The organism is Pseudomonas sp. LAIL14HWK12:I7 (assembly GCF_000483465.1).
Taxonomy (GTDB): Bacteria; Pseudomonadota; Gammaproteobacteria; order Pseudomonadales; family Pseudomonadaceae; genus Aquipseudomonas; species Aquipseudomonas kermanshahensis.
On the sequence record NZ_AXYZ01000016.1, the window covers coordinates 50880 to 77072 of the forward strand.

Consider the following 26193-nt stretch of genomic DNA (forward strand, 5'->3'; position numbering starts at 1 on the left):
GGGATGCGCTACCATGGCCCTCCCTTTTTTTGTTGCCTGCCACCATGCACTGTCCCTTTTGCGGTGCCAACGACACCAAGGTCATCGACTCTCGTCTTGTCGCCGAGGGCGAGCAAGTGCGCCGCCGTCGTGAGTGCGTTGCCTGCGGCGAGCGTTTCACTACCTTCGAAACCGCCGAACTGGTGCTGCCCCGGCTGATCAAGCAGGACGGCACGCGCCAGCCTTTCGACGAAGACAAGTTGCGTGCAGGCATGCAGCGGGCGCTGGAAAAACGCCCGGTCAGCGTCGAGCGCCTGGAAGCGGCGCTGGCGCACATCAAGAGCCGCCTGCGTGCCACCGGCGAGCGCGAGGTCAAGTCACTGGTGGTGGGTGAAATGGTGATGGCCGAGCTGCGCAAGCTCGACGAGGTGGCCTATATCCGCTTCGCCTCGGTCTACCGACGCTTCCAGGACCTCGACGAATTCCGCGAAGAAATCGACCGCCTGGCCCGTGAGCCAGCTAAAGAGTGAGCATGCCCAGCCAGACCGCGATCCTCGATGCCCACTACATGGCCCGCGCCCTGGAGCTGGCCCGCAAGGGTATTTACAGCACCCACCCCAACCCGCGTGTGGGGTGCGTGATCGTGCGCGATGGCGAAGTGGTCGGCGAAGGCTGGCATGTGCGCGCCGGCGAGCCCCATGCCGAGGTGCATGCCCTGCGCCAGGCCGGTGAACGCGCCCGCGGCGCTTGCGCCTATGTCACCCTCGAACCGTGCAGCCACCATGGCCGTACGCCGCCGTGCGCCGAAGCGCTGGTCAAGGCTGGCGTGGCCCGCGTGGTGGCCGCGATGCAAGACCCCAACCCGCAAGTGGCGGGGCAGGGGCTGCGGCGCCTGGCAGAGGCCGGTATCGAGGTCAGCAGCGGTGTGCTTGAAGCTGAGGCCCGCGCGCTCAACCCAGGTTTTCTCAAGCGCATGGAGCGTGGCCTGCCGTTTGTCAGAGCCAAGCTGGCCATGAGCCTGGACGGCCGCACGGCCATGGCCAGCGGCGAAAGCCAGTGGATTACCGGCCCTGCCGCCCGCGCTGAGGTTCAGCGGCTGCGCGCGCGCGCCAGTGTGGTGCTCACCAGCGCCGCCAGCGTGCTGGCCGACAATGCGCGTATGACGGTGCGGGGCGCAGAGCTGGGCCTGGACGACGAAACCCGCGCCCTGGCCTTGAGCCGCACGCCGTTGCGCGTGCTGATCGATGGCCGCCTGCGCCTGCCGCTGGATGCGCCGTTCTTCCAGGCCGGCCCGGCCCTGGTGGTGACGGCCGCCGCTGAAGCGCCGCGTTACGCCGAGGCAGGCCATGAGCTGTTGAGCCTGCCAGGCACCGATGGCCAGGTCGATCTGCCCGCGTTGATGCGTGTGCTGGCCGCGCGTGGCGTCAACGAGATTCTGCTGGAAGCCGGCGCAGGCCTGGCTGGCGCGTTCGCCCGGCAAGGCCTGATCGACGAATACCAGTTGTTCGTCGCCGGCACCTTCTTGGGTTCCCAGGCCCGCCCGCTGCTGGACTGGCCCCTGGCGAAGATGAGCGAAGCACCGCGACTGAAAATTACCGAAATGCGCGCAGTGGGCGATGACTGGCGGGTCACGGCCATCCCCCTGCCGGCGCCCGGCGTATAATGCCTGGCTTGCCCTGCGCAACCCGTTCTTGAGGAAGACCCCATGTTCACCGGCATCATCGAATCCATCGGCACCATTCGCAGCATGACCCCCAAGGGCGGCGACGTGCGCGTCTACGTCGAGACCGGCAAGCTCGACCTGGGTGACGTCAAGCTTGGCGACAGCATCGCCGTCAACGGCGTGTGCCTGACCGCCGTCGAACTGCCGGGCAATGGGTTCTGGGCCGACGTCAGCGTCGAGACCCTCAAGCGCACCGCCTTCATCGACCTCAAGAGCGGCAGCAAGGTCAACCTGGAAAAGGCCCTGACCCCCACCACCCGCCTGGGCGGTCACCTGGTCAGCGGCCACGTCGACGGCGTCGGTGAAATCATCTCGCGCAGCGATAACGCCCGCGCCATCCAGTTCCGCGTGCGTGCCCCCAAGGAGCTGGCCAAGTACATCGCCCACAAGGGTTCGATCACCGTCGACGGCACCAGCCTGACGGTCAATGAGGTCAATGGCGCCGAATTCGAGCTGACCATTGTCCCGCACACCCTGTCCGAAACCATCATGGCCGACTACCGCGCAGGTCGTCGGGTCAACCTTGAGGTCGACCTGCTGGCCCGTTACCTGGAGCGTCTGCTGCTGGGTGACAAGGCGGCCGAACCGAGCAAGGGCAGTGGCATTACCGAAAGCTTCCTGGCCGCCAACGGCTTCTTGAAATCCTGATTGAGAAGGGGGTGCCGAGTGGCGCTCAACAGCATCGAAGAACTGGTCGAAGACATCCGCCAGGGCAAAATGGTCATCCTCATGGATGACGAAGACCGCGAAAACGAAGGCGACATCATCATGGCAGCCGAGTGCTGCCTGCCTGAGCACATCAACTTCATGGCCAAGCACGCCCGCGGCCTGATCTGCATGCCGATGACCCGTGAGCGCTGCGAAACGCTGAAGCTGCCGCTGATGGCGCCGCGCAACGGGTCCGGCTTCGGCACCAAGTTCACCGTGTCGATCGAAGCCGCCGAAGGCGTCACCACCGGTATTTCCGCTGCCGACCGCGCGCGTACCGTGCAAGCGGCTGCGGCCAAGGACGCCAAGGCCGAAGATATCGTCAGCCCGGGGCACATCTTCCCGCTGATGGCCCAGCCCGGCGGCACCCTGGCCCGTGCCGGCCACACCGAAGCCGCCTGCGACCTGGCGCGCATGGCAGGCTTCGAGCCGAGCGGCGTGATCTGCGAAGTGATGAACGATGACGGCACCATGTCGCGCCGCGCCGAGCTGGAAGTGTTCGCCGCCGAGCATGGCCTGAAGATCGGCACCATCGCCGACCTGATCCACTACCGCATGATCCACGAACGTACCGTGCAGCGCGTTTCCGAGCAGCCGGTCGAAAGCGAATTGGGCGAGTTCAACCTGGTCACCTACCGCGACGCGGTGGAAGGCGACGTGCACATGGCCCTGACCCTGGGCAAAATCTGCGCTGAAGAGCCGACCCTGGTACGCGTGCACAACATGGACCCGCTGCGCGACCTGCTGCTGGTCAAGCAGCCGGGCCGCTGGAGCCTGCGCGCGGCCATGGCTGCCGTGGCCGAGGCCGGCAGCGGCGTGGTGCTGCTGCTGGGCCACCCGCTGGACGGCGACGTGCTGCTGGCGCACATCCGCGAAAGCGCGGGCGATGCACCGACCAAGGCACCGACCACCTACAGCACCGTCGGCGCCGGTTCGCAGATCCTGCGCGACCTCGGTGTGCGCAAGATGCGCCTGATGAGTTCGCCGATGAAGTTCAATGCGATATCCGGATTCGATCTGGAAGTTGTAGAATACGTGCCCTCCGAGTGACTTGAGACGGCGCACGCGCCCTCACGCTCGAGTCCAAACCCTCCCGAGGCCGCCAGCGAGCGGCCTCGCTCTTGAAGATGAGAACATCGGAATGACCCTGAAGACCATCGAAGGTACCTTCATCGCCCCCAAAGGTCGCTATGCTTTGGTGGTTGGCCGCTTCAACAGCTTCGTTGTCGAAAGCCTGGTAAGCGGTGCCGTTGATGCCCTGGTACGCCACGGTGTCAGCGAAAGCGACATCACCATCATCCGTGCCCCGGGCGCGTTCGAAATCCCGCTGGTGGCACAGAAGGTCGCCCAGCAAGGCGCGTACGACGCGATCATCGCCCTGGGCGCCGTGATCCGCGGTGGTACCCCGCACTTCGAATACGTGGCGGGCGAATGCACCAAGGGCCTGGCCCAGGTGTCCATGGAGTTCGGTGTTCCGGTGGCCTTCGGCGTTCTGACCGTCGACTCCATCGAGCAGGCCATCGAGCGTTCCGGCACCAAAGCCGGCAACAAAGGTGCTGAAGCTGCCCTGTCCGCTCTGGAAATGGTCAGTCTGCTGGCGCAGTTGGAGGCCAAGTGATTAGCGACGAAAGCGATCGTTTCAACCCGCGCGATCCAAAACCTGCGGATGCCGGCAAGCCCTCGAAGAGCGCCAAGCGCCGCGAAGCCCGCAAGCTCGCGACTCAGGCGCTGTACCAGTGGCACATGGCGCGTCAGTCGGTGAACGAGATCGAAGCGCAGTTCCGGGTCGATAACGATTTCACCGATGTCGATGGCGCCTACTTCCGCGAAATCCTGCATGGGGTTCCGACCAAGAAGGACGAGATCGACGCGGCCCTGACGCCTTGCCTGGCGCTCGCGCTGGAAGAGCTCGACCCGGTTGAACTGGCTGTGCTGCGGTTGTCCACCTGGGAACTGATGATGCGCGCCGATGTGCCGTACCGTGTCGTGATCAACGAAGGTGTCGAGCTGGCCAAGGTCTTCGGTGCCACCGACGGCCACAAGTTCGTCAACGGCGTGCTGGACAAGCTCGCCCCTTCGCTGCGCGAAGCGGAAGTCAAGGCGAACAAGCGCTGATCCCGGCGCTGGCGGACCATGGGTGAGTTCGAGCTGATCAGCCATTTCTTTGCCGCCGCGCCCTGTGCGCAAGGCGGTGAAGGCGTGGCGCTGGGCATCGGTGATGACTGCGCGCTGCTGGATGTGCCTGTTGGCGAGCAACTGGCGGTGTCCACCGACACCCTGGTGGCCGGCGTGCATTTCCCTGCGGTCTGCGACCCTCTGCTGCTCGGCCAGCGCTCGCTGGCCGTGGCGGCCAGTGACCTGGCGGCGATGGGCGCTACCCCCATCGGCTTCACCCTTGCCCTGACCCTGCCCGAGGTCAGCGCCGACTGGCTGCAAGCCTACGCTGACGGCCTCAACCGTATGGCCCGGCAGTGCCAGTTGAGCCTGATTGGCGGTGACACCACCCGTGGTCCCTTGAGCATCACCCTGACCGTGTTCGGCCGCGTGCCGGCCGGGCAGGCGTTGCGCCGTGGCGGTGCCCGCCCGGGTGACCTGCTGTGTGTGGGTGGTGAACTGGGTAACGCTGCGGGCGCCTTGCCGCTGGTCCTGGGCGAGCGCCATGCCGATGCTGCCCTTGCCCAGCCGTTGCTCGACCACTACTGGTCGCCCTCGCCGCAATTCACTTTGGGCCAGCTGTTGCGCGGGCGTGCTACGGCCGCACTGGATATTTCCGACGGCCTGCTGGCCGACTGCGGGCATATCGCCAAGGCGTCCCGCGTGGCGCTCGAGGTGAACCTGGACCAGGTGCCGGTGTCATCCGCTTTGCAGGGCTTCCTCGGTCATGAGGCTGCCGTGCAGGCTGCCTTGACCGGGGGTGACGACTATGTGCTGGCGTTCACCTTGCCGCCGGCTCAGCTTTCATCCCTGCAGGCCCAAGGCCTGGCGACGTTCCATGTCATCGGGCGAGTGCTTGAAGGCCAGGGCGTCAGCCTGCGTGACGGGCAGGGCCAGGACATCACCCCGCGGCAACGCGGCTATCAACATTTTAGGGAGACACCGTGACCGATCACCCCAATCAGGTGCCTGCGGAGTTCGTTCCGCCCTCGGTCTGGCGCAACCCCTGGCACTTCATCGCCTTCGGCTTCGGTTCCGGCACCTTGCCCAAGGCACCGGGCACCTGGGGTTCGCTGGTGGCCATACCCTTCATTCCGCTGTGGCAGATGCTGCCGGATTGGGGCTACTGGTTGCTGCTGGGCATTACCATGCTGTTTGGCTTCTGGCTGTGCGGCAAGGTCGCCAATGACTTGCGCGTTCACGATCATGAAGGCATTGTTTGGGACGAGATGGTCGGCATGTGGATCACCCTCTGGCTGGTGCCAGAAGGCTGGCAATGGTTGCTGGCAGGGTTTCTGATGTTCCGTTTCTTCGACATCCTCAAGCCGTGGCCGATTCGCTGGATCGACCGCCATGTGCATGGAGGGGTCGGGATCATGCTCGACGATATCCTGGCCGGCGTGTTCGCCTGGCTGGGCATGCAAGTTCTGGTGTGGGCGGTTGCCTGAGGCAGGGAGCGCGTGAATGGCCATAAGGACTGTGCTGTTGGCAATGCTGCTGGGTTGTGCTCCCTGGGTGGGGGCGGCCGAAGGTGTGCCAAAGCAGGTCCATCTGGTCAGCGAAGAATGGCTCGACTACACCAACGCCAACGGTACCGGGGTTGCCTGGGATGTGCTGCGCAAGGTGTTCGAGCCGGCCGGGGTCAAGGTCGTCACCCAGAGCACGCCCTACAGCCGTGCAGTTGGGCTGGTAAAGCGGGGCGAAGCTGATGCCTGGGTAGGCTCCTACAAGGGCGAGAGCAAGGATAATCTCTACCCGCGCTGGCACTTCGACATGGACCACATCTATGCCTTGGGGCTTGCCAGCAAGCCGGTACCTACGCCGAGCACGGTTGGCCAGTATCGCCTGGCTTGGGTGCGTGGCTACGACTACGCCAGCTACTTGCCCAATGCCCATGACTACCGCGAAATTCAACGCCGTGAAGGCATTCTGCCGATGCTCGAACACGACCGTGTGGACTTCTACATCGATGCGCTGACCGAGGTCGACTACGTGCTTGGCCAGGCGTCGGAGCCTGCACGCTTTCGTAAAAGCCACGTCGCCGAACTGCCGTTGTACCTGGCGTTCGCCAATAACGGTGAGGCCAAGGCACTGCGGGAACTGTTCGACAAGCGTATGTCCGAGCTGGTGCGCAGCGGTGAATTGAAGCCGATTTTCGAACACTGGAAGCAGCCGTATCCCTTCACTGCCGACAGCAAGCCGCTGTAGGAGCAGCCTTGTGCTGCGAAGAGGCCGGTGACAAGCGCAACGATCGGTGGTGCTCCAGCGGGCCTCTTCGCAGCACAAGGCTGCTCCTACAGGGGGTGCGGAAAAATAAGCATCGAACTTTTCGATCTTAAACCGCGGTATTCAGCCAGCGCACTGGCGCCGACCTGCTGATACAATCGCCCCACGAGAAATTTACTACTTATTTCAGGAGCACAACGTGCCCGTCGTCTTTGTTGCCGCCTCTAAACTCCCGACCCCGTTCGCGACTTTCACCATGCATGGCTTCCTCGAAGAAGCCACCGGCCGTGAGCACGTGGTGCTCAGCCTGGGTGATATTGCTGACGGTGAACCGGTGTTGGGGCGCCTGCACTCCGAGTGCCTGACCGGCGATGCCCTGTTCAGCCAGCGCTGCGACTGCGGTTCGCAACTGGAAGCCGCCCTGCAGGCCATCGCACGTGAAGGCCGTGGTGTGCTGTTGTACCTGCGCCAGGAAGGCCGTGGCATCGGCTTGTTGAACAAGATCCGCGCCTACGAGCTGCAGGACGGTGGTGCCGACACCGTCGAAGCCAACGAGCGTCTGGGCTTCGCTGCCGATCAGCGTGACTACGCCATCTGCCTGCCGATGCTCGAACACTTGGGTGTGAAATCCCTGCGCCTGATGACCAACAACCCGCGCAAGGTCAAGGCACTGACCGACATGAACATCGTCGTCGCCGAGCGCGTGCCGCTGCACACCGGCCATAACCCGCACAACCGCTACTACCTGGCGACCAAAGCCGGCAAGCTCGGCCACATGCTGGGCAATGAACACCAGGGCGAGGTGCCCCAGGCGTGACCCGCGCCGAGGTCAAGCGGCGCCTGGCGCTGGCCTGGTGGCAATATTTGGCGGTAGGCCTGGTGCCGCTGCCGGTGATGGCCTGGGCGTTTGGTGGCGGTGATGCGTTGATCCCGGTGCTGGCCATGCCACTGTTCATCGCGGGTGCGGCGACCATGTTCCTTAGCCTGCCGCGCTTCGGTGCCTACAAGCGTGCGCTGATCGCGACCTCCAAGGTGCTCGGCAGCACCGAAGAGCCGGCAGCCTGGATCACCCTGGCGCGAGTGCGGCGCATGGCCATGCTGTATGCCTGCTTCCCCGCCTGGGTTGCCGCGCTGTCGGTGCTGGTGGGGCTGGAGGCCGTACCGCAAATCCTTTTGGCGCTGTCCACCGTGGTGGTGCTTTACCTGTACCGCATCCCACGTCAGCTGGGCTGATGCGCAGCCTTCTCTGGCTACTGGCGCTGTGCGCCTGTAGCGCCAGCGCCGGCGAGCCGCTACGGGTGGTCAGCCTGGCACCTTCGATGACCGAAATCATGCTTGAGCTGCACGCCGATGACCTATTGGTCGGTGTGCTCGACGGCGGTGATCGCCCGCCAGCATTGCGTGAGGTGCCTTCGGTCGGCCGCCAAGGCCAACTGAACATGGAGCGTCTGCTCAGCTTGCAGCCTGACTTGTTGCTGCTCTGGCCCGGCAGTGTGGCACCAGCACAGCGTGATCAGCTCAAGCGCCTGGGCATCGCCACCTTCAGCGCCGAACCCCACGACATCGACCAGTTGATCGATCAGATCGAAGCCATCGCCCTGCGCGTCGGCCGCGAAGGGCAGGGCCAGCAATACGCCCAGGCCCTGCGTGACAGGCTGCGGCACCTGCGCCAGCAGTATCGGCGTGAGCAGCCGCTGCGCGTGTTCTACCAAGTCTGGGATCAGCCCTTGTACACCCTGGGTGGCAGGCAGGTGGTCAGCGACGCGCTGGCCGTGTGCGGCGCGCGTAATGTGTTCGCCGACCTCAACCAGCCAGCGCCTCAGGTGAGCGTGGAGTCTGTACTGCTGCAAGACCCACAGGTGATTCTGGCGGGTGATCAGGCGCAGTTAAACAGCTGGAGGGCCTGGCCACGCCTGCGTGCAGTGGCCGATGAGCGCTTGCTGGTCGTGCCCGACAAAGGGCTGGAACGGCCCAGTGGGCAGATGATCGAGGCCACCGCCCGCTTATGCGCGTTGCTCGAAGCTAAAGCGCCGGCGTCCAGGTGACGCTGAACAGCACGGTGCGGCCTTCTTCGCGGTAGCTGTGGCTGGCGCCTTCATAGCTGTACAGGGCACGGCTGTGGGTGTGGTCCAGCAGGTTGTCCAGCTTCGCTTCCAGTTTCAGTTCATCCGTTGCCGCCCAGCTACCGCGCAGGCCGAGCAGGCCAAAGCCGGCGAGCCGGTTGCGGTTGGCTTCGTCATCGTAGCTGGCGCTGACGGCTTGCCAGCTCCCGCCCACGCTGAACCGCCCAAATGCGCGGTCCAGGTCCAGGCTCACGGTACGGCGAGCGCGGCGGGCGAGGGTATGGCCACTGTCGCGGTCGCGCGGGTCGATCAGCGCCAGGCCGAGCTGGCTGCGCCATGCGCCCCATTGCTGGTCGAGGGACAGCTCAACGCCGTTGATGCGCGCCGAGGCGACGTTGCGCGGGATCGCGTCCTGGCCAAAGATGATCGCGTCGCGCAGGTCGGTGCGGTACAGCGACGTCTCCAGGCGGCTGTCCGAGGTGAGCTGGCTGCGCCATTGCAGTTCGTAGCTTTTGGAGTGCTCTGGGCTCAGGTCTGGGTTGCTGAATTCTGGGTAATACAGGTCGTTGAACGTCGGCGCTCGGAAGCCTTCGCTGTAGGACAGCAGCACATCGTTGGACGCGTTCACGGGTACGGTAAGGCTACCGCTCCAGGTGGTCTGGCCACCGAACTGCTGGTTCTGGTCGCGGCGCACGCCCAGCTCGGTGGAAAACCGCTCACCCCGGTACCGATGTTGAACGAAGGCCGCCCGGTTCCAGCGGCTGTCTTCGGTGAAGTCAGTGCTGCCGTGCACGCGGTCTTCGTACCAATCCCCGCCGATCAGCAGCGTGTGCTGGTCATTCAAGGCCAGGTCGTTTTGCCAGGTGAGTTGATCACGGTAGGTGTTGAACACAAAGCGCTCATCGCTGAGCTTGTCGCGCTTGTCGTCACGGTTTTCGCTGTGGGCAAGTTCCAGGCGCGAATGCCAGCTGTCGTTGAGCTGGGCATCGAAGTAGGTGCCCAGGCTGCTGACGCTGAAATCGGTGTAGGGCTTTTGCCCGAAGCTTTCGAAGGTGACCGGGTTGAAGCCACCGAACGGGTTGTCGTATTCACTGCGCCCATGGCTGTCGAGCAGGTTGAGGCCGGCCTCGAAGCGTTCGCCGAAGGTGTGGCTGAGGCTCAGGTTGAATGACTTGTTGCGGTACGCATCGTGATCACCATCGCTGGCAAAGGACGGGCCGGTGGCGTCGATGCCGGCAGTTTCGTCCAGGCTGGCGCCCAGGTTGAAGCGGGTGGCGCCGTTGCCACCGGCCAGGCCCAGGCTGCGTTGGAAGGTCTGGTTGCTGGCGGCGGCGAGGCGCAGGCGCGGTTGCAGGCCAGGGCCGCTGCTGCGCCGGGTGAAGATCTGAATCACGCCGCCAATGGCATCGCTGCCGTAGATCGCCGAGCGGGAGCCGCGCAGTACTTCGACACGCTCGATCTGGTCGACGTCGAGAAATTGCAGGCCGCTGTCGCCGGAGGTGGCGTTGGCGATGCGCACGCCATCGACCAGTACCAGGTTTTGCGCTGCCTTGGTGCCGCGGATGAAGATACCGGGCAGGCTGCCGCGACCCCCCGTGGGAGCGACTTGCACGCCGGGGACGCGGGCTAGCAGGTCGGTGACGCTGGTGGGTTGCAGGCGGTCGATGTCGGTGCGGGTGAAGACGGTGTTGGCGGCGCTGGTGGCGGTGCGCGACTCGACTTGGCGGTTGGCGCTGATCAGCACATCGGGGAGTTTCAGGGCGTCGTCGCGTTCAGCGGCTAGAAGCGGCAGCGGTAGGCACAGCAAAGTCGCAGCAAGGGTTGGAGTCTTCATAGGCATTACCATGGCAATCGCCGGCAAGCCGGCTCCCACAGGTCCTCGCTGTTCTCAGGTTCAGCGCAATACCTGTAGGAGCTGGCTTGCCGGCGATGGGCCGCAAAGCGGCCCCAGGGGTTACAAGCCGAGCTTGGCCATACGCGCTGTAACCGAAGCCTCGATGCCAGCAGCATCCAGCCCACACTCAGCCAGCATCTGCGCCGGCTTGGCATGCTCGACATAAATGTCCGGCAAGCCCAGGTGCAGCAGCGGCTTGACCAGGGCCTGGCTAGCCAGGAACTCACCCACAGCAGCCCCTGCACCGCCCATGATGGCGTTTTCTTCGATAGTCACCAGCAGCTCATGGCTGCCCGCCAATTCGAGTACCAGTGCCTCGTCCAGCGGCTTGACGAAGCGCATGTCGACCACCGTGGCGTTGATCTGCTCGGCAACCTGCAAGGCTTCGGTCAGTTGAACGCCAAATACCAGCAGGGCGACTTTCTCACCCTGGCGGCGGATGACGCCCTTGCCGATTTCCAGGGGCGTAAGGTCACCACTGATCGGTGCGTTGGGGCCGGTGCCGCGCGGGTAGCGCACTGCCGCCGGGCCGTTGTACAGGTGGCCGGTGGTGAGCATCTTGCGCAGTTCGTTCTCGTCGCTCGGGGTCATCACCAGCATGCCGGGGATGCAGCGCAGGTACGACAAGTCGTAGCTGCCGGCGTGGGTCGGGCCGTCTTCACCCACCAGGCCGGCGCGGTCGATGGCGAACAGCACATCGAGGTTCTGTACCGCCACGTCGTGGATCAGCTGGTCATAGGCGCGCTGCAGGAACGTCGAATAGATCGCCACCACCGGCTTGCTGCCTTCGCAGGCCATGCCCGCGGCCAGGGTGACCGCGTGCTGCTCGGCAATCGCCACGTCGAAGTAGCGCTCCGGGTAGCGTTCGCTGAACTCGACCAGGTCGGAGCCTTCTTTCATCGCCGGGGTAATGCCAACCAGGCGATTGTCGCTGGCGGCCATGTCGCACAGCCACTGGCCGAACACGGCGGAGTACTTGGGCCCGCTGGGTTTTTTCGGCGCGGCGGGCTTGTCGGCGGGCTCGAGCTTGGTGATGGCGTGGTAGCCGATCGGGTCGACCTCGGCCGGGGCGAAGCCTTTGCCCTTCTTGGTCACCACGTGCAGGAACTGCGGGCCTTTGAGGTCACGCATGTTACGCAGGGTGGCGATCATGGTCGGCAGGTCGTGGCCGTCGATCGGGCCGATGTAGTTCCAGCCCAGTTCTTCGAACAGGGTGCCGGGGACCAGCATGCCTTTGGCATATTCCTCGGTGCGACGGGCGATTTCCCACGCGCCTGGCAGGCGCGAAAGCACCTTCTTGCTGCCCTCGCGCATGCTCGCGTAGGTGCGGCTGGAGAGAATCTTGGCCAGGTAATTGGACAGGCCGCCGACATTGCGCGAAATCGACATGTCGTTGTCGTTGAGGATCACCAGCATGTCGGCGTTGACTTCCTGGGCGTGGTTCAACGCCTCGAAGGCCATGCCGGCGGTCAGGGCACCGTCGCCGATCACCGCGATCGACTTGCGTGCGCTGTTCTGCAGGCGGGCGGCGATGGCCATGCCCAGCGCTGCACTGATCGAGGTGCTGGAGTGGCCGACGCCAAAGGTGTCGTACTCGCTCTCGCTACGGCGCGGGAAGGCGGCGATGCCGTCCTTCTGGCGCAGGCTGAGCATGCGCTGGCGGCGGCCGGTGAGGATCTTGTGCGGGTAGGCCTGGTGGCCGACGTCCCACACCAGCCGGTCGTCCGGGGTGTCGAAGACGTAGTGCAGGGCGATCGTCAGCTCGATCACGCCCAGGCCGGCGCCAAAATGCCCACCGGTCTGTCCCACGGTGTAGAGCAGTTCCTGGCGCAACTCGTCGGCCAGGGTCTCCAGGTCGGCTTCGGCCAGCCGGCGCAGGCCGGCAGGCGTGTCAGCGCGGTCGAGCAACGGCGTGACCGGGCGTTCGCGGGGGATCTCTTGAAACGTCGTGGGCATCAGGCGAGTCGTTATAGGTGTGAAGACGCGGCAGTTTACCCCATTGTGGGAAAAGTGCCCATTGAGAGGGGGTAGCACGGGGCTGCTTTGCAGCCCATCGCCGGCAAGCCAGCTCCCACATGTTCACCGTTTTGCTGTGGGAGCCGGCTTGCCGGCGATGGGCCGCATGGCGGCCCCGTTGAATCAGTTGCGGCGTTCGACGATGTAGCGCGCCAGCGCCCGCAGCGGCTCGGCAGTTTCACCAAACCCTTGCAATGCGGCCAGCGCCTGGTCGCGCAGTTCGATTGCATAGGCCTTGGCGGCCTCCAGGCCAAGCAGCGCCGGGTAGGTCGGTTTGTCTCGGGCGATGTCGGCACCCTGGCGTTTGCCAAGGGTGGCGGTGTCGCTTTCTACGTCGAGGATGTCGTCCTGCACCTGAAACGCCAGGCCAATGGCCTGAGCGTAGGTCTGCAAGGCATCCAGTTGCGCCGGCTCGGCGCGGGCGCTGGCCAGGGCGCCCAGGCGCACGCTGGCTTCGATCAGCGCGCCGGTCTTGTGCCGGTGCATGAATTCCAGCGCCTGCTGGTCCAGCTTGATGCCCACCGAGCCGAGGTCGATGGCCTGCCCCCCCACCATGCCCGCCGGGCCGGCAGCCTTGGCCAGGGCCTGGACCATGGCCAGGCGAAGGGCGTCGGACTGTGGGCTCAGGCGTGGGTCGAGCAGGGCGCTGAAGGCCAGGCTCTGCAGGCCGTCACCGGCGAGGATGGCGCAGGCTTCGTCGAAGGCTTTGTGGGTGGTCGGTTGGCCGCGACGCAGGTCGTCGTCATCCATCGCCGGCAGGTCGTCATGCACCAGCGAATACGCGTGGATCAGTTCGACCGCGCACGCTGCACCGTTGGCCTGTTCGGCTGGTGCACCCAGGGCTTCGCAGGCCGCGTAGGCGAGCAGCGGGCGGACACGCTTGCCGCCGTTCATTACGCTGTAGCGCATGGCGGCGTAGAGGCGCTCGAGTTCTTTGGTAGGCGCTTGAAACAGCGGTTCTAGGGCGGCGTCGACGCGGGCCTGGCAGTTGGCCTGGTAGGTGCTGATCATGCTTCTGGCTCCGCGTCGAAGGGCTGGGCTGCCAGCTCACCGTCGCGTTCCAGAAGGATTTGCACTTTCTGCTCAGCCTGGGCCAGTGCGCCCTGGCAATCGCGGGTCAGGGCGATGCCTTGCTCGAAGGCGGCCAGCGAATCTTCCAGCGACAACTCGCCGTTCTCCAGGCGCTCGACCAGGGCTTGCAGGTCTGCGAGGGATTGCTCGAAATCGAGGGAGGCTTTTTTGCGGGCCATGGCGACTGTCTCGGTGGCGTTCTGAACGGCGCGACACTAGCAGAGCGGGGCAGGGGGAGCAAACTTGTGTGGGTAGGGCTATGCGGTCGGGCGTGATAGTTGTTGCGCATTCGAGATCGAGCGCCGCGCGGGCAGCGCTCGATGTGCGCGCCGCCAGCTTCCTCAAGCCAAGCGTCTGAAAGCCATCAAGCCGTAGCCGCTTCGCGCTCCACCATCGCCTCGCGGTACCGCGCCAACTCTTCAATGGTCAGCACCGGCATATTGTACTGCCGCGCATACACCGCCACCTGCTCCCCACGGGCCATGCTGCCGTCGGGGTTCATCAATTCGCACAGCACCGCTGCCGGCCGCAGCCCGGCCAGGCGCGCCAGGTCGACCGAACCTTCGGTATGGCCGCGGCGGGTCAGCACACCACCATTGCGTGCCCGCAGCGGGAACACATGCCCAGGGCTGACGATATGCCGTTGCTCGGCGGTCGAACTGAGCGCCGCAGCGATGGTGGTGACACGGTCTTGCGCCGAAACGCCGGTGGTGATGCCGTCCGCCGCCTCGATGGTGACGGTGAACCCGGTGCCATGGCGCGCCTGATTGTTCTGCACCATCGGCGCCAGTTGCAGGGCGTCCACGGTCGCTTCGTCCAGGCACAGGCAAACGATGCCGCTGCAGTCACGAATCATCATGGCCATAGTTTGCAACGAGATGTTTTCGGCGGCGGCAATGATGTCCGCTTCGTCCTCGCGGTCATCGTCGTCCAGCAGCAGTACGGGGCGCCCGGCCTGGAAGGCGGCGATGGCGGCAGAAATGTTGGGGTATTGCTTTTGCAGCATAGGGGACATGAAACGCTCCTCGTAAATGATCGATGAACGTCTCGGGGCGAACAAAACGCGCGCGCAGGGGCGCCCGAATGGCCCCTGCCTGACGCCTTCTTTCATCCGGACTATGACCGTCGGCTCTGGAGTCTCACCAGATCTGCTGACCCCCGGCATGGCCGGGGCGCTCGCGGGCTCATCTTTCGATTTACCGCCGGTGGGGACTTACACCCCGCCCTGAAGACCCGGCAAGCATACCCCACAGTGCCACCCTGCTGGCAACCCGCCCGGCTAAGACCTTAGGCGAGCATCGGCGGTATCATGGCAGGCATGTTCTATTCGGAATCGACAGCATGGACATTCTCCAGGTCGCCGGCGGCAAGCCGATCAAGTTGTGGACCGACGGCGTGCCGATCGAAGACGAAGCGCGCCAGCAGTTGCTGAACACGGCCAAAATGCCGTTCATCTTCAAGCACCTGGCCGTGATGCCGGATGTGCACCTGGGCAAGGGCTCGACCATCGGCAGCGTGATCCCCACCGTTGGCGCTATCATCCCCGCCGCCGTTGGCGTGGACATCGGCTGCGGCATGATCGCCGCGCGGACTTCGCTGCATGCCCGCGACCTGCCCGACAACCTGCACGGTTTGCGCACGGCGATCGAGCAGGCCGTGCCCCATGGCAAGACCTTCGGCCGCCACGACCAAGGCGCCTGGGACAACGTGCCAGCCAAGGCTGACAAACGCTGGGGCACGCTGGCCTCGCGCTTCAAGGCCATCACCGACAAGTACCCGCGGCTGGAGAAAACCAATAACCGGCATCACCTAGGCACCCTGCGCGGCGGCAATCACTTCATCGAGGTTTGCCTGGATGAGGCCGACCGCGTGTGGTTCATGTTGCACAGCGGCTCGCGTGGCGTTGGCAATGCCATCGGCAACCTGTTCATCGAACTGGCCCAGGCCGACATGCGCCAGCACCTGGCCAACCTGCCGGACAAGGAGCTGGCGTACTTCGAGGAGGGCAGCCGCCACTTTGCCGACTACGTCGAAGCGGTTGAGTGGGCGCAGGACTTTGCCCGGCATAACCGCGAACTGATGATGCTGGCAGTGGTTGCCGCGACCCGCAAGGTGCTAGGCCGGCCGTTCGAGGCCAGCCTGGAGGCGGTGAACTGCCACCACAACTATGTGCAGCGCGAACAGCATTTCGGGCGCGAAGTGCTGGTGACGCGCAAGGGCGCGGTGTCGGCGCAGAAAGGGCAGTTGGGCATCATCCCCGGTTCGATGGGGGCAAAGAGTTTCATCGTGCGCGGGTTGGGCAACGAAGAGGCGTTCTGCTCTTGCAGCCATGGGGCCGGGCGGGTGATGAGCCGAACCCGGGCCAAGAGCCGCTTTACTGTGGAAGACCAGCGACGGGCCACTGCGCATGTGGAGTGCCGCAAGGACAAGGCGGTGATCGATGAGATACCGATGGCCTACAAGGACATCGATGCGGTGATGCGTGCGCAGCGCGACCTAGTGGAGGTGGTGCACACGCTGCGCCAGGTGGTGTGTGTGAAGGGGTGACCGGGCCGGCCTCTTCGCGGGGCCAGCCCACATAATCTGCACTGCCCTCAGGACCGGAGGGGGAACCTGTGGGAGCGGGCTTGCCCCGCGAAGAGGCCGGCGCAGGTTTACCGAGACATCCCTTCAATTACGCTTTTCAGCGAGGCCGGCAACATCGGCCCATGCCCCAACCCGTCGAACCGCTCGAAGCGCACCTGCAACCCAGGCACCTTGGCCAGGTCCGCTACCAGCTCACGCGCCGGCCGCTCCGCGTCGCCTTTCACCGCCGCACGCGGGTTCGACGACTCATCGCCACCGCGCATCAGCACCAGCCTCGGGCGGCTGCCACCCAAGCGCTGCTGCAGCCCCTGGGCTTCCCGCACAATCGCCCCGTCATGCCACCACAGTGACGGGCTGGCCGCCGCGTAGTCAGTGAACTCTGCCGGCCGGGTGAACAGCGCATGCAGCACCGCCAGGCCACCATAGGAATGCCCCCACAGTGTTTGCCGTTGCAGGTCGATCGGCGCTGCAGCGGCAACCATCGGCCGCATGCGCTGGCTCAGCAGGTCGAAGAACGCCTCCACGCCACCGCTGGGCTGGCCCGTCAGCGGGTCGCGCTGTTTCGCTTGCCCAGGCAGTGCGGGGGTGTAGTCATACGTTCGCCCGGCACGTTCGATGCGTTGGTCGGTCTGGTAGCCCACGGCGACCAGCAACGGGGCTTGGCCTGCGGCAAGCTTGCCCAGTTGTTCGCTGTCCAGGGCACCCAGCGCGGCGTTGCCGTCGAGCATCCACAACACCGGGTATCCCGCCGCGGGCGCCGGGCGATTCGGCTGGCCGATCCATAGACGGTAATGGCGCTGGCCATCGGCCGAATCCAGGTCATGCTGGCTGAAGCGATAGGCCAGGTTCTGGCGCTGCAGCAGCGACGTGTCCATTTTCTGATCGCGCACCGGTTGCGCCAGGGCTGCTGGTGCAGCGAGGGCCAGTGCCATGGCCAGGTACAAGGGCATTTTGCTCATCGGGGAATCTCGCTCGGTCGTTGCTTTTGATCAACGGCTAATGAATACGTGCCTGCCGGTGTGTCGAACCTGCAGCGTGTAGGTCTGTGCCAGCATGGCCAAGGCCAGCGGCAAGTCATCGATGGGGAATGTGCCAGACACCCGCAGCTCACCCAGCGCGGGGTCGCACTCAAGCTGTTGGTCGGTGTAGCGCATCAATTCATGCGCCCACAGCCGTACTGGCATGTCGTCGGCCACCAGCAAGCCGTTGCGCCACGCCAGGGTGGTCTCCCGGGCCTCCTCGATGAGCCCCATGCGCTCGCGGCTGAAACGAACTTGTTGCCCAGCACGGATGATGTTTTCGCCAGGGGCCACGCGGGCGTGTTCTGGGCGAACCTGTACGGCGCCTTCGTACACCGCTAGCAAGGTTTCATCGGCCAGCTGGCGCACGCTGAATCGCGTACCCAACGCGCGCAGTTGGCCTTGCTGGGTCTGTGCCATGAGCGGGCGTGGGTCGGCAGCGGTCGCGATGTACACCTCGCCACGGCGCAGGTGCAGCAAGCGTTGCGCGCTGTTGAAAAGCACGTCCACGGCGCTGTCGCTATTGAGGGTGATCTGTGTGCCGTCGGCGAGCCGTGCGTGTTGGCGTTCACCCACAGACGTCTGGTAATCGTTGCCAATGCCTGAGCGCCATGCCCACCAGCTGAGCGGTGCGGCACCGATCAGCAGAAGCAGCCCGCGCAGCACAGCGCGCCTGCCTGTCGGGCGATCCAAGGTCTGCTTGGCCAGCGTTGGAGGCAGGCTGCCCAGGCGTGTTAGCAGGCGCTGTGCCCTTTGCCACGCCCGTTCATGCTCAGCACTGGCACGCCGCCAGCGCTCTAATTCGCGCTGTTGCGCTGGCAGCAGCGGCGCTTCCTGCATCAGCATCAGCCAGGAGGCCGCTTGGGCCAGCACTGGCTGGGGGATGGCATCGTCAAGCGGTGCCGTGCGGTTATTCATCGGGCATCTGCGTCAGGCAGGCCAGGTAGGCCTCGTGGATGTACTTCTTGACCGTCGGCAGCGCGATGTTCAGGGCCACGGCAATGTCTTTCTGCTTCATGCCGTCCAACGTTGCCATCAGAAACGCCTGCCTCACGCGGGGCCGCAGCGTATCCAGCAGCGTGTCGATCTCGTGCAGGGTCTCGAGGATCACGCTTTGCAGTTCAGGCGAAGGGTGATCGGGTTCTGGCAGCAACTGCAACGCTTCGAGCCAGGCACGTTCCAGCGACTGCCGGCGCCGCCAGCTGACCAGCACACAATTGGCGATGCGGGTTAGGTAGGCGCGTGGCTGACGGATCGGTTCGACCCGCGCACCCTCCCGGCTGGTAAGCACCCGCAGGAAAATGTCATGCGCCAGGTCATCGGCCACCCCGCGTCCCCACGACCTCAGCCGATAGGCGAGCCAGTTACGTAACCAGGCGTGATTCTCGATATACAACGTCTCGACGCTGCACGGCTCGGTACTGTTCGGCGGGGAGAGGGGTGCATTCATCGTGGGTTGAGTCGGCACAAGACTGTCGCAAATGAAAACCATTATCACTAGAATTGCTCAGATCACAAGGCCGAACCGGCAAATTCAGCCGGTGGCCCTGCACACATATCCTTTTTTCGATCTCGTGCGACAGAGGAGGTAACAGCCCGCAGCCAGTGGTGGGCGCACACCCTACGAGCGAGAAAAGCATGCTCCCAGTACGTTGTCCTTCACCTGCTCCGCGCCCTCGACTTTGCCTGTCGCCCATCACCTTCGCCCTGCGTTGCACGATGATCAGTTGCTGTGGCGCCGGCCTGCTGAACAGCAGCCTGGCCCTGGCCCAGGGCTCTGGCACGGCAGCGGTCGCCGCAACCCGCCTGGACGATGCCACGCCGCGTGACTACAACATTGCCAAAGGCCCGCTGGGCGCAGCGCTGGGCAGTTTCACCAGCCAGTCCGGGCTGCTGGTGTCTTATGATCCTGACTTGACCCGCGGGCGCACGGCGCCGGCCCTGAAGGGGCGGTACACCGTCAGTGAGGGCATCCAGCGGTTGCTGGCCAATACTGGGCTGCAGCTGGTGGCGAGCTCGACCGGCAGCTACGTGCTGATGGCGCAGGGCGCTGCAACGAATGCCGCAGCAGAGTTATCGCCGACGATGGTCGACGCTGCCGCACAGGGGCCTCAAGCGGATACTTACCGGGCCCCACGCTCATCGGTGCACCTGAGCAGCGAACAGATCGACCGCTTCGGCCGGGTCTCCGTGGGCGACCTGCTCAACGGTGTGCCGGGTGTGCAAGTCGGTGACACCCGCAACGGCGGCGCCCTGGACGTCAACATTCGCGGTATCCAGGGGCAGAGCCGGGTAGCGGTGAAGGTCGATGGTTCGGAGCAGGCCCTGGATGTCTATCGCGGTTATGGCGGCACGCAGCAACGCAGCTACATCGACCCCGACCTGATCAGCAGCCTGACCGTGAACAAAGGGCCGTCAACCAAATCCGGAGCGATTGGCGGCACGGTGGAAATGCAGACGATCGGCGTGCAGGACATTCTGGTCGACGGCAACCAGGTTGGCGTGCGCCTCAAGGGCGACCTCTGGGACAACGGCGTAGCCCCCGCCCATCGCAGTTCCAGTTCCAAGGATGAAAGCCTGTCGGCGCCTCCGCGCGACAACCGCGGCAGCCTGTTCGGCTCTGAAGCCGAATCGGGCAGCGCCGCGTTTGCCTTTACCACCGAACAGCTGGATGTGGTGGCGGCCTACGCGCACCGCAACCAAGGCAACTACTTCGCCGGCAAGAAAGGCCAGGACCGCTACCGCCTCTACAACGATTACGGCAGTGAACAGCCCAGCGTGGCGATGACCTATAACGCGGGCGAGGAAGTGCTCAACGCCTCATCGAAAACCGACTCGTACCTGCTCAAGGCGACCTGGCGGATAACCGACGATCACACCCTGGACTTGGGCTACCGCCGCTACGACGGGCGCACTGCCGAGATCATGCCCTCTGACATCTACCGCTTCGGTACCGCCGGTATTTATCAGTACCCCTTGGGCGAGGTGAAGATCGATACCTATACCGCACGCTACCACTACCTGCCCGCCGGCAACCCGTGGGTCGACCTGACCAGTAACCTGTGGATGACCGACGCCAAGACCAGCTCGTTGAGTTCGGCATGGACGGCGCCGGTGTCCCAGTTGTTTCGTTCTGACCGCAGTTGGACACGCCAGGACAACCGCCGTATCGGCGGCGACCTGAACAACCTCTCCAGGTTCGAAACGGCCCATGGCGACTTCAAGCTTGACTTGGGTGGCGCGTTCCAACTGGAAGACCTGCAACCGCAGAAAAGCGTGTTGATCACCCAGCACGACGTCGATGCCAACCGCACCCTGCGCGATGCTTCGCGGCAGGAGTTCAGCTTCAACGGCAAGCTCGAGTACCAACCGATCGAGCAACTGACCCTGTGGGGTGGGGGCCGTTACAGCCACTTCCGCACCAAAGACAATACCGTGCTGGCCACCGCCCGCCGCGAGGATCGCGACGTGCGCTACATCTCGGCGAGTGGCCCCAAGGGCTGGGGCAGCATGACCTGGTTCCCCGACCAGAACGGCCAGTACACCGACGCCACCGACCCCCGGCTGAACAACGGCATTGTCTTCGGCAACAGCAACGAGCCGTTCAACGGTGTGCGCTTCAATGACTTCGGCGCGACCAGCGTTCAGGTCAGCCCCGAAGGCATCAGCAGCGTGGTCACAGGCTACGACCATACCCCGCAGGGCAGCAGCAGCGGTGGCGGCTTTTCGCCGGCATTTGGCATCAATGTCGAGCTGATGCCCGACACGTACTTCTATGTCACCTACACCCAAGGCCTGCGCCTGCCGTCACTGTTCGAGACCAGCCAGGGCACCCAGCAAGTCACCCCCGGCAAAAGCCTCAAGCCTGAGCGCTCGCAGAGCTGGGAAATCGGCGTCAGCGCCTTGCGCGACAACCTCTTTACCGATCACGACTCAGCCGCGATCAAGTTGGCCTTCTTCGACAACAAGATCAAGCACTACATCACCCGCTATTACGACCCGAGCCCTGGCCTGTGGGGGCAGATGAGCTTCAGCAACACCGACAGCTTCAGCACCCGCGGCCTTGAGCTGCAGTCAAACTACGATGCCGGCCGTGTGTTCGCCGACCTCTCGGCCACCTACTACCTCAAGACCGAGACCTGCGACGCGGACTTTGCCGGCAAACTGCGCGCCAGCGCCAACCCGTACCAGAAGACCCAAGACACGCCAAACTGCACACCGGGCAGCTACATGGGCTCTTACACCAACACCCAGAACCCACCACGGATCTCCGCCAACCTGACCACTGGCCTGCGTTTCTTCGACGAAGCATTGACGGTAGGCGGGCGCGTGACCTACACCTCCGGGCCTACCAGTACCCTCGACAAGCCCTGGCAGTCCGGCGCTACCACGCCGCAGGTCGAGTACCGCTCGGTGGCGCTGTTCGATCTGTTCCTCAAGTACACGCTGCTTGAGAACACCGAGGTGAATGTTTCGCTGCAGAACCTGACTGATCGCTATTACCTGGACCCGCTGGCGCAGAGCTTCATGCCGGCTCCGGGGCGGACGGTACGGATGGGGGTGGTGACGCGGTTCTGAAGTCAGCTGAGGGCGGTGCTGGCGGTTAGGCGCTTGAGCGCAATATCAAGTGCCTGATCGTCGAACAGCTTGCTTTTGCGAGCCGCAGAACCGGCTCCGCCTTCCCAATGCGTTAACGCATCGCGCACGGCAGGAACAGTCGGGCAAACCCCTTCGTGGCTCAGCAACCAATCAACCGTTGCCAATAACTCCATGCCGAAGGGTGACTCAAAGCCATCAATCAGCTCGATCGTGCGTTCCAATGCTTGGGAATACGCCTTTGCTTCTGTATTGAGATAGGTGTGTAGAGTGGGTTTACGTTTCTCTTCAAACCAGATCACATCACCGATCTCTGCATCCTTGATGCGTTTTTCGCACTGCAGATAGCTGCCATCAAGGTCATTGAGCAGAGGCTGTAGTCGATTGGCATACGGGCCATATCGATGCGCTACAAACTTGAGGTTCAGAGGGTTCTCAGTGTCTGGCAGCTCTTCTATGGCGCGTGCCAGAAACCAGGCCAGCTTCTGTATTTCAAGCAGGCTGCATTCCATCCCTAAAACCCAATAACGCCTAACCAATTCGGCAATGAGTGCGCGAGCCGGTGTGAGCTTTTCTACGCCGCTACGTTTGGCGACATTCAGATATTGGCTGGATGGCTCATATACCCATACGTCCACATTCAGATCGCTCAGTACATGAATAATCTGTTCACGGACTTCAGGCCATTTCAAGCCACCATTGCCGGCCCCCAGCGCTGGGACGGCCACGGATTTGACCTGGTTTTCAATCAAAAAACGGCGCAGATCGTGCAAACCTTCTGTCACCCAGGCCATCTGCGAAGGGGATCGCCAGTGACGTTTGGTAGGGAAGTTTACGATCCACTGCGGGCCTTCCAGTTCATTGACCGCAGTCACGTGGACTTTGCCAGTTACCACCTCGCCAGCTTTGCAGGCCGCTGCGTACAGGCGGTAATTCTCCACAAAGCGCTCTTTGAACATCAGCGCAATACCTTTGCCCATCACGCCAACGGTATTGACTGTATTGACCAGGGCTTCGGTCTTGGCCTCTAGAAGGTTACCTTGGGTAAATCGGATCATTGGAAATACCACCCCGGACGCGCATGCACAGACACGCTCAGACCTCTAGCGGCCACGTCATGTTCTATGCGCTCTTTGATTGCATCGTTGTAGCACATGATGCCCAGCAGCCCAGTGATCGGTAGGTGATGGTGAATCAGCGCTTCTGCCTGATAACGCTCCATCTTTCGAGGGTCGTCAGGATCACGCGTGAAGTCGCGCCGTTGAAGCAGGGGCCAATCGACCTCGCCCAGATACGCCAGATCACTGTAGTAGCTAGTCCACGCCGGGTAGGCCAGTGCGTTTGTGAAGACGAACGGCAGGCCAAGCGCTTGGACGCGGTAAAGGCTGGACACCAGAATCACGATTTCGTCATTGCTGCGCTGCTGCACACCCCACCCTGCATGAGTATTCCTCATCATCACGGAGAAGGGGGTGAAGCAGAAGGGTACGTAGTCGGCCAGTACCCCTCCAGGCGCTATCGGGACCTGCCGAGATCGGCGTTTGTCGATCAGCTCAGCGTTGTCTATGTTCACACACTGCGTTGCCTGAACACCCGAGTTTTCGCAGTGCAGACCATTGTCCAGAATCCAAGGCAGGGTATCGCGATGGACGATACGCCAAATCAGAGCCTTGTCCGGATTCAGTCTGCTGTAGCTCATTTATAGGAACATTCCGGAATTCACGCTGATGGGGACCTTGAGGTTGATCTTGCGCATTTTAGCCTCACACAGCTTTTCGATCTCATCGGTTGGTACGTAAATCCTGGAAAAATCCTGCGGGAGTACCACGGAGGGGGAGAGGCATTCAGCCATGCAGACGCTTTTGCAGTCGGCATTCTGATAGTCCCGCGTGTTCATGAGCGCCCAGTCGATGGCTTCGAAGCCATCGTGATAGTCGAGTAGTTCGATCTCATCATTGGCAAGGGGGTGGCGAGGGATGATTTTCCATTTGTTTTGCTTGGCAAAGGATCTGTAAACCGAAATCAGTACAAATTTGGATGTGGGTCTGTCGAGCTGCACCCGTCCATCAAACGGATTGGCAGCAAACCAGTGAAAGGGCACGTAGCTATCGAGCTTGAGGGCTTTGCGTTTGTCGAGGATTTCACTGTCTGCTACGTCAGTGAAGTTAATGAGGCTCGCCCGAGGCTTCAGACCTTGTGTGAAAATCCCATCCAGATTCTCAACGGAGGTCAGGTGGTAGACAAAAAATTGGTCCTTGATACTTCTCACGTCTGGCATTGCGGTCCCCTTGACCTATGCATTCATCTAAACGCTTCATGTTCCCCAAACCTCAGTCCGTGGGGTTTAGCAGGGGGTTCGTTTGGATGCTAATGTGCCGTCGTTGAAGCCCGCAAGGTTCATGTGGGTATTTGCGTGCTTTTCAGAAAAGCCCTACAAAACCTCTATTAAACGCGGTCTTGCTAAAGCGGGTTTTAGTAGGGGATGGCTTTCAAGCAGGCATTAAAAAGCCGGCTTGTGGCCGGCTTCTCGGGGACGCTTCCGACTAATTTATGGTAAGCCGCAACCGCCTTAACTGTGTGGTCACAAGGACCTGATAGAGATGGTCAACACCCGTGTGGGATGTCGCCGAGCCCTCTGGACCGCGGCTTGCGCCGGTCGGGGCTAAATGTGCCGCGTAGCATACAAGGGCTTGCGCAGTATGCCCAGCAAAAAATGGCACAGCGTGTTTCAGCTGGGGCGATGGCGGCGGAAATGCGACCAGTGGAAGACCCAGCCGAGAACCTCCAGGCCTTGGGCCTGGCGCTGGGCGCGGGTGTAGCGCTCGACGGCGTAGTTGCGCCGGTCATGGCTGTGTAGGTACAGGGTGCCGTGCGGGCCGAGGCTGAGGTTGTTCACCCTCAGGGTGCCGTTGTGCAGCAAGGCATAGGTCTCGCCCTCGATGACTTCGGTCATGCTCAGGTCTACCGCCAAGGTGGCCTCCAGCGGGATCAGCGGAGCCATGTTGGCGGCAGGCATGGCCAGGCAGATGGCATTTTGCGCAGCAACGCCCAGCGCCTTTAACGCCGTGGTGGGCAGGCGCAGGTGATGGTTGGCCACGGGGGCAAGCAGGCCGTGCTGCAGTGCGTAAAACGGCACCTGCAGCAGCCGGCCGCTGTGTGCTGACAGCGGGGTGGGCGGGTTGGTGTGCGGTGGCCGTGGCGGGCCGCTGCGCAAGATCGGGTTGGGGTGCTTGGGGCCTTCGCCGCTGCGTAGCCAACGGCGATGCACGCAGAACAAGTCGGCCATTTCATCGAGGCGAGCCAACGGAACACCCCGTCTGAACCAGTTGTTGACGTGCTGGGGTGTGACGCTGCGTTGGGCAGCGAAATCGGAAGGGGTCAAGCCACATTCGTGCAGCAGGGCTTTGAGGCGGTCACCGGATGTGTTCATGGCCGCGAGTGTAGCGGCCGGGTGCCAGCTGGCATATGAACCGGATGTTGATGCGGCTTGTGCGAAAGGTGCTTAGTTGTAGGGCGTTGGAGTAGGGCGATGTAGGAATTTTTACTGGAAGGGTGTTCCCTCGCGCATAAAAAACCCCGCCGAGGCGGGGTTTTTCAGCAATCGGTATCAGCCTTTGTAGGCAGCGACCGATTTGGTGATCGCAGCACGGGCGGCGTCGGCGCCGTCCCAGCCTTCGATCTTGACCCACTTGCCCTTCTCGAGATCTTTGTAGTTCGCGAAGAAGTGCTCGATCTGCTGGATCAGCAGGGCTGGCAGGTCGGTGTATTCCTTAACGTCGACATACAGCTGCGACAGCTTGTCGTGCGGCACAGCGATGACTTTGGCGTCGCCGCCGCCGTCGTCGGTCATGTTCAGGATGCCAACCGGGCGGGCACGGATGACCGAGCCTGGGGCAACTGGGTATGGGGTCACGACCAGCACGTCGAGCGGGTCACCGTCGTCGGCCAGGGTGTTCGGGATGAAGCCATAGTTGGCTGGGTAGAACATCGGGGTAGCCATGAAACGGTCGACGAACAGGGTGTCGCTGTCCTTGTCGATCTCGTATTTGATCGGCGCGTGGTTGGCCGGGATCTCGATGGCGACGTAGATGTCGTTCGGCAGGTCTTTGCCCGCCGGAATCTTGCTGTAGCTCATTGGGCAGTGCCCCCGTAGTTGAC

The 26193-nt window shown here is 63.3% G+C and carries 27 protein-coding genes and 1 riboswitch; of the genes, 14 read left to right on the top strand and 13 right to left on the bottom strand.

Annotated elements, in window-relative coordinates:
* Positions 1 to 44: 44 nt before the first annotated feature.
* From nrdR to D886_RS0116285, 12 genes are all read left to right on the top strand, one after another.
* Positions 45 to 509, top strand: coding sequence for a transcriptional regulator NrdR (gene nrdR / locus D886_RS0116230; RefSeq protein ID WP_009685710.1), 465 nt, complete (start codon positions 45 to 47; stop codon positions 507 to 509).
* A gap of 2 nt (positions 510 to 511) precedes the next feature.
* A complete protein-coding gene (ribD, locus tag D886_RS0116235; RefSeq protein WP_027594906.1) occupies positions 512 to 1642 on the top strand; it encodes a bifunctional diaminohydroxyphosphoribosylaminopyrimidine deaminase/5-amino-6-(5-phosphoribosylamino)uracil reductase RibD in 1131 nt (376 codons plus the stop codon).
* Positions 1643 to 1684: 42 nt separating this feature from the next.
* Positions 1685 to 2350, top strand: a complete 666-nt coding sequence (locus D886_RS0116240; protein WP_027594907.1) for a riboflavin synthase — start codon at positions 1685 to 1687, stop codon at positions 2348 to 2350.
* 18 nt (positions 2351 to 2368) lie between these two features.
* Positions 2369 to 3460, top strand: a complete 1092-nt coding sequence (gene ribBA, locus D886_RS0116245) for a bifunctional 3,4-dihydroxy-2-butanone-4-phosphate synthase/GTP cyclohydrolase II (protein WP_012270288.1) — start codon at positions 2369 to 2371, stop codon at positions 3458 to 3460.
* 91 nt (positions 3461 to 3551) lie between these two features.
* Positions 3552 to 4028 (top strand): 6,7-dimethyl-8-ribityllumazine synthase, encoded by a 477-nt coding sequence (gene ribE / locus D886_RS0116250; protein ID WP_003255395.1) that lies wholly within the window; start codon positions 3552 to 3554, stop codon positions 4026 to 4028.
* Complete coding sequence (gene nusB, locus D886_RS0116255) at positions 4025 to 4525, top strand: transcription antitermination factor NusB (protein WP_027594908.1); 501 nt, start codon at positions 4025 to 4027, stop codon at positions 4523 to 4525. The genes ribE and nusB overlap by 4 nt, the downstream gene beginning before the upstream one ends.
* An 18-nt stretch (positions 4526 to 4543) precedes the next feature.
* Positions 4544 to 5512, top strand: a complete 969-nt coding sequence (gene thiL / locus D886_RS0116260) for a thiamine-phosphate kinase (protein ID WP_027594909.1) — start codon at positions 4544 to 4546, stop codon at positions 5510 to 5512.
* Positions 5509 to 6012: a phosphatidylglycerophosphatase A gene (locus D886_RS0116265; protein ID WP_027594910.1), complete on the top strand. Its 504-nt coding sequence runs from the start codon at positions 5509 to 5511 to the stop codon at positions 6010 to 6012. Before thiL ends, D886_RS0116265 begins: the two co-directional genes overlap by 4 nt.
* A 16-nt stretch (positions 6013 to 6028) precedes the next feature.
* Positions 6029 to 6772, top strand: coding sequence for an ABC transporter substrate-binding protein (locus D886_RS0116270; protein WP_027594911.1), 744 nt, complete (start codon positions 6029 to 6031; stop codon positions 6770 to 6772).
* A 217-nt stretch (positions 6773 to 6989) separates the two neighbouring features.
* Positions 6990 to 7607: a GTP cyclohydrolase II gene (gene ribA / locus D886_RS0116275; RefSeq protein ID WP_027594912.1), complete on the top strand. Its 618-nt coding sequence runs from the start codon at positions 6990 to 6992 to the stop codon at positions 7605 to 7607.
* Positions 7604 to 8023 (top strand): hypothetical protein, encoded by a 420-nt coding sequence (locus D886_RS0116280; RefSeq protein ID WP_027594913.1) that lies wholly within the window; start codon positions 7604 to 7606, stop codon positions 8021 to 8023. Before ribA ends, D886_RS0116280 begins: the two co-directional genes overlap by 4 nt.
* Positions 8023 to 8835 carry a cobalamin-binding protein gene (locus D886_RS0116285; protein WP_027594914.1) on the top strand — a complete coding sequence of 271 codons (813 nt, stop codon included), beginning with the start codon at positions 8023 to 8025 and terminating at the stop codon, positions 8833 to 8835. The genes D886_RS0116280 and D886_RS0116285 overlap by 1 nt, the downstream gene beginning before the upstream one ends.
* Here the strand turns inward: D886_RS0116285 and D886_RS0116290 are convergent.
* From D886_RS0116290 to ribB, 5 genes are all read right to left on the bottom strand, one after another.
* On the bottom strand, positions 8813 to 10687 hold the full coding sequence (locus D886_RS0116290; protein ID WP_027594915.1) for a TonB-dependent receptor domain-containing protein: 1875 nt from the start codon (positions 10685 to 10687) through the stop codon (positions 8813 to 8815). The genes D886_RS0116285 and D886_RS0116290 overlap by 23 nt on opposite strands.
* Before the next feature lie 120 nt (positions 10688 to 10807).
* Complete coding sequence (gene dxs, locus D886_RS0116295) at positions 10808 to 12703, bottom strand: 1-deoxy-D-xylulose-5-phosphate synthase (protein ID WP_027594916.1); 1896 nt, start codon at positions 12701 to 12703, stop codon at positions 10808 to 10810.
* A gap of 183 nt (positions 12704 to 12886) precedes the next feature.
* Positions 12887 to 13774 carry a (2E,6E)-farnesyl diphosphate synthase gene (gene ispA / locus D886_RS0116300; RefSeq protein ID WP_027594917.1) on the bottom strand — a complete coding sequence of 296 codons (888 nt, stop codon included), beginning with the start codon at positions 13772 to 13774 and terminating at the stop codon, positions 12887 to 12889.
* Positions 13771 to 14013, bottom strand: coding sequence for an exodeoxyribonuclease VII small subunit (locus tag D886_RS0116305; protein WP_027594918.1), 243 nt, complete (start codon positions 14011 to 14013; stop codon positions 13771 to 13773). The genes ispA and D886_RS0116305 overlap by 4 nt, the downstream gene beginning before the upstream one ends.
* A gap of 185 nt (positions 14014 to 14198) precedes the next feature.
* Complete coding sequence (gene ribB / locus D886_RS0116310; RefSeq protein WP_027594919.1) at positions 14199 to 14849, bottom strand: 3,4-dihydroxy-2-butanone-4-phosphate synthase; 651 nt, start codon at positions 14847 to 14849, stop codon at positions 14199 to 14201.
* Between the two features lie 80 nt (positions 14850 to 14929).
* Positions 14930 to 15071: riboswitch (FMN riboswitch) on the bottom strand.
* A gap of 95 nt (positions 15072 to 15166) precedes the next feature.
* Between ribB and D886_RS0116315 the strand changes: the two genes are divergently transcribed.
* Entirely contained in the window at positions 15167 to 16381 is a 1215-nt protein-coding gene (locus D886_RS0116315; protein ID WP_155951440.1) for an RtcB family protein, read from the top strand.
* Positions 16382 to 16488: 107 nt separating this feature from the next.
* Here the strand turns inward: D886_RS0116315 and D886_RS0116320 are convergent, their stop codons facing one another.
* Genes D886_RS0116320 through D886_RS0116330 form a run of 3 tightly spaced genes read right to left on the bottom strand, consistent with a single transcriptional unit; the run spans position 16489 to position 18889 of the window.
* Positions 16489 to 17379, bottom strand: a complete 891-nt coding sequence (locus tag D886_RS0116320) for an alpha/beta hydrolase (protein WP_027594921.1) — start codon at positions 17377 to 17379, stop codon at positions 16489 to 16491.
* A 30-nt stretch (positions 17380 to 17409) separates the two neighbouring features.
* Positions 17410 to 18357 (bottom strand): FecR domain-containing protein, encoded by a 948-nt coding sequence (locus D886_RS0116325; RefSeq protein WP_027594922.1) that lies wholly within the window; start codon positions 18355 to 18357, stop codon positions 17410 to 17412.
* Entirely contained in the window at positions 18350 to 18889 is a 540-nt protein-coding gene (locus D886_RS0116330) for a sigma-70 family RNA polymerase sigma factor (RefSeq protein WP_027594923.1), read from the bottom strand. The genes D886_RS0116325 and D886_RS0116330 overlap by 8 nt, the downstream gene beginning before the upstream one ends.
* 269 nt (positions 18890 to 19158) lie before the next feature.
* Here D886_RS0116330 and D886_RS0116335 point away from each other — a divergent pair, with 269 nt between their 5' ends.
* Complete coding sequence (locus D886_RS0116335) at positions 19159 to 22017, top strand: TonB-dependent receptor (RefSeq protein WP_097151367.1); 2859 nt, start codon at positions 19159 to 19161, stop codon at positions 22015 to 22017.
* A gap of 2 nt (positions 22018 to 22019) precedes the next feature.
* Here the strand turns inward: D886_RS0116335 and D886_RS0116340 are convergent, their stop codons facing one another.
* From D886_RS0116340 to ppa, 5 genes are all read right to left on the bottom strand, one after another.
* A complete protein-coding gene (locus D886_RS0116340) occupies positions 22020 to 23093 on the bottom strand; it encodes a macro domain-containing protein (protein ID WP_027594925.1) in 1074 nt (357 codons plus the stop codon).
* Entirely contained in the window at positions 23090 to 23734 is a 645-nt protein-coding gene (locus D886_RS0116345; protein ID WP_027594926.1) for a DUF4433 domain-containing protein, read from the bottom strand. Before D886_RS0116345 ends, D886_RS0116340 begins: the two co-directional genes overlap by 4 nt.
* Positions 23735 to 24313 (bottom strand): DarT ssDNA thymidine ADP-ribosyltransferase family protein, encoded by a 579-nt coding sequence (locus D886_RS0116350; protein WP_027594927.1) that lies wholly within the window; start codon positions 24311 to 24313, stop codon positions 23735 to 23737.
* A 450-nt stretch (positions 24314 to 24763) separates the two neighbouring features.
* Entirely contained in the window at positions 24764 to 25465 is a 702-nt protein-coding gene (locus D886_RS0116355) for a helix-turn-helix transcriptional regulator (RefSeq protein WP_027594928.1), read from the bottom strand.
* 177 nt (positions 25466 to 25642) lie between these two features.
* Complete coding sequence (ppa, locus tag D886_RS0116360) at positions 25643 to 26170, bottom strand: inorganic diphosphatase (protein WP_016497835.1); 528 nt, start codon at positions 26168 to 26170, stop codon at positions 25643 to 25645.
* Positions 26171 to 26193: the final 23 nt, after the last annotated feature.

Coding starts and splice junctions, on each gene's coding strand:
- nrdR (WP_009685710.1), top strand. CDS start 45: ATGCACTGTCCCTTTTGCGGTGCCAACGACACCAAGGTCATCGACTCT.
- ribD (WP_027594906.1), top strand. CDS start 512: ATGCCCAGCCAGACCGCGATCCTCGATGCCCACTACATGGCCCGCGCC.
- D886_RS0116240 (WP_027594907.1), top strand. CDS start 1,685: ATGTTCACCGGCATCATCGAATCCATCGGCACCATTCGCAGCATGACC.
- ribE (WP_003255395.1), top strand. CDS start 3,552: ATGACCCTGAAGACCATCGAAGGTACCTTCATCGCCCCCAAAGGTCGC.
- thiL (WP_027594909.1), top strand. CDS start 4,544: ATGGGTGAGTTCGAGCTGATCAGCCATTTCTTTGCCGCCGCGCCCTGT.
- D886_RS0116270 (WP_027594911.1), top strand. CDS start 6,029: ATGGCCATAAGGACTGTGCTGTTGGCAATGCTGCTGGGTTGTGCTCCC.
- D886_RS0116285 (WP_027594914.1), top strand. CDS start 8,023: ATGCGCAGCCTTCTCTGGCTACTGGCGCTGTGCGCCTGTAGCGCCAGC.
- D886_RS0116290 (WP_027594915.1), bottom strand. CDS start 10,687: ATGAAGACTCCAACCCTTGCTGCGACTTTGCTGTGCCTACCGCTGCCG.
- dxs (WP_027594916.1), bottom strand. CDS start 12,703: ATGCCCACGACGTTTCAAGAGATCCCCCGCGAACGCCCGGTCACGCCG.
- ispA (WP_027594917.1), bottom strand. CDS start 13,774: ATGATCAGCACCTACCAGGCCAACTGCCAGGCCCGCGTCGACGCCGCC.
- D886_RS0116305 (WP_027594918.1), bottom strand. CDS start 14,013: ATGGCCCGCAAAAAAGCCTCCCTCGATTTCGAGCAATCCCTCGCAGAC.
- ribB (WP_027594919.1), bottom strand. CDS start 14,849: ATGTCCCCTATGCTGCAAAAGCAATACCCCAACATTTCTGCCGCCATC.
- D886_RS0116320 (WP_027594921.1), bottom strand. CDS start 17,379: ATGAGCAAAATGCCCTTGTACCTGGCCATGGCACTGGCCCTCGCTGCA.
- D886_RS0116325 (WP_027594922.1), bottom strand. CDS start 18,357: ATGAATAACCGCACGGCACCGCTTGACGATGCCATCCCCCAGCCAGTG.
- D886_RS0116330 (WP_027594923.1), bottom strand. CDS start 18,889: ATGAATGCACCCCTCTCCCCGCCGAACAGTACCGAGCCGTGCAGCGTC.
- D886_RS0116335 (WP_097151367.1), top strand. CDS start 19,159: ATGATCAGTTGCTGTGGCGCCGGCCTGCTGAACAGCAGCCTGGCCCTG.
- D886_RS0116340 (WP_027594925.1), bottom strand. CDS start 23,093: ATGATCCGATTTACCCAAGGTAACCTTCTAGAGGCCAAGACCGAAGCC.
- D886_RS0116345 (WP_027594926.1), bottom strand. CDS start 23,734: ATGAGCTACAGCAGACTGAATCCGGACAAGGCTCTGATTTGGCGTATC.
- D886_RS0116350 (WP_027594927.1), bottom strand. CDS start 24,313: ATGCCAGACGTGAGAAGTATCAAGGACCAATTTTTTGTCTACCACCTG.
- D886_RS0116355 (WP_027594928.1), bottom strand. CDS start 25,465: ATGAACACATCCGGTGACCGCCTCAAAGCCCTGCTGCACGAATGTGGC.
- ppa (WP_016497835.1), bottom strand. CDS start 26,170: ATGAGCTACAGCAAGATTCCGGCGGGCAAAGACCTGCCGAACGACATC.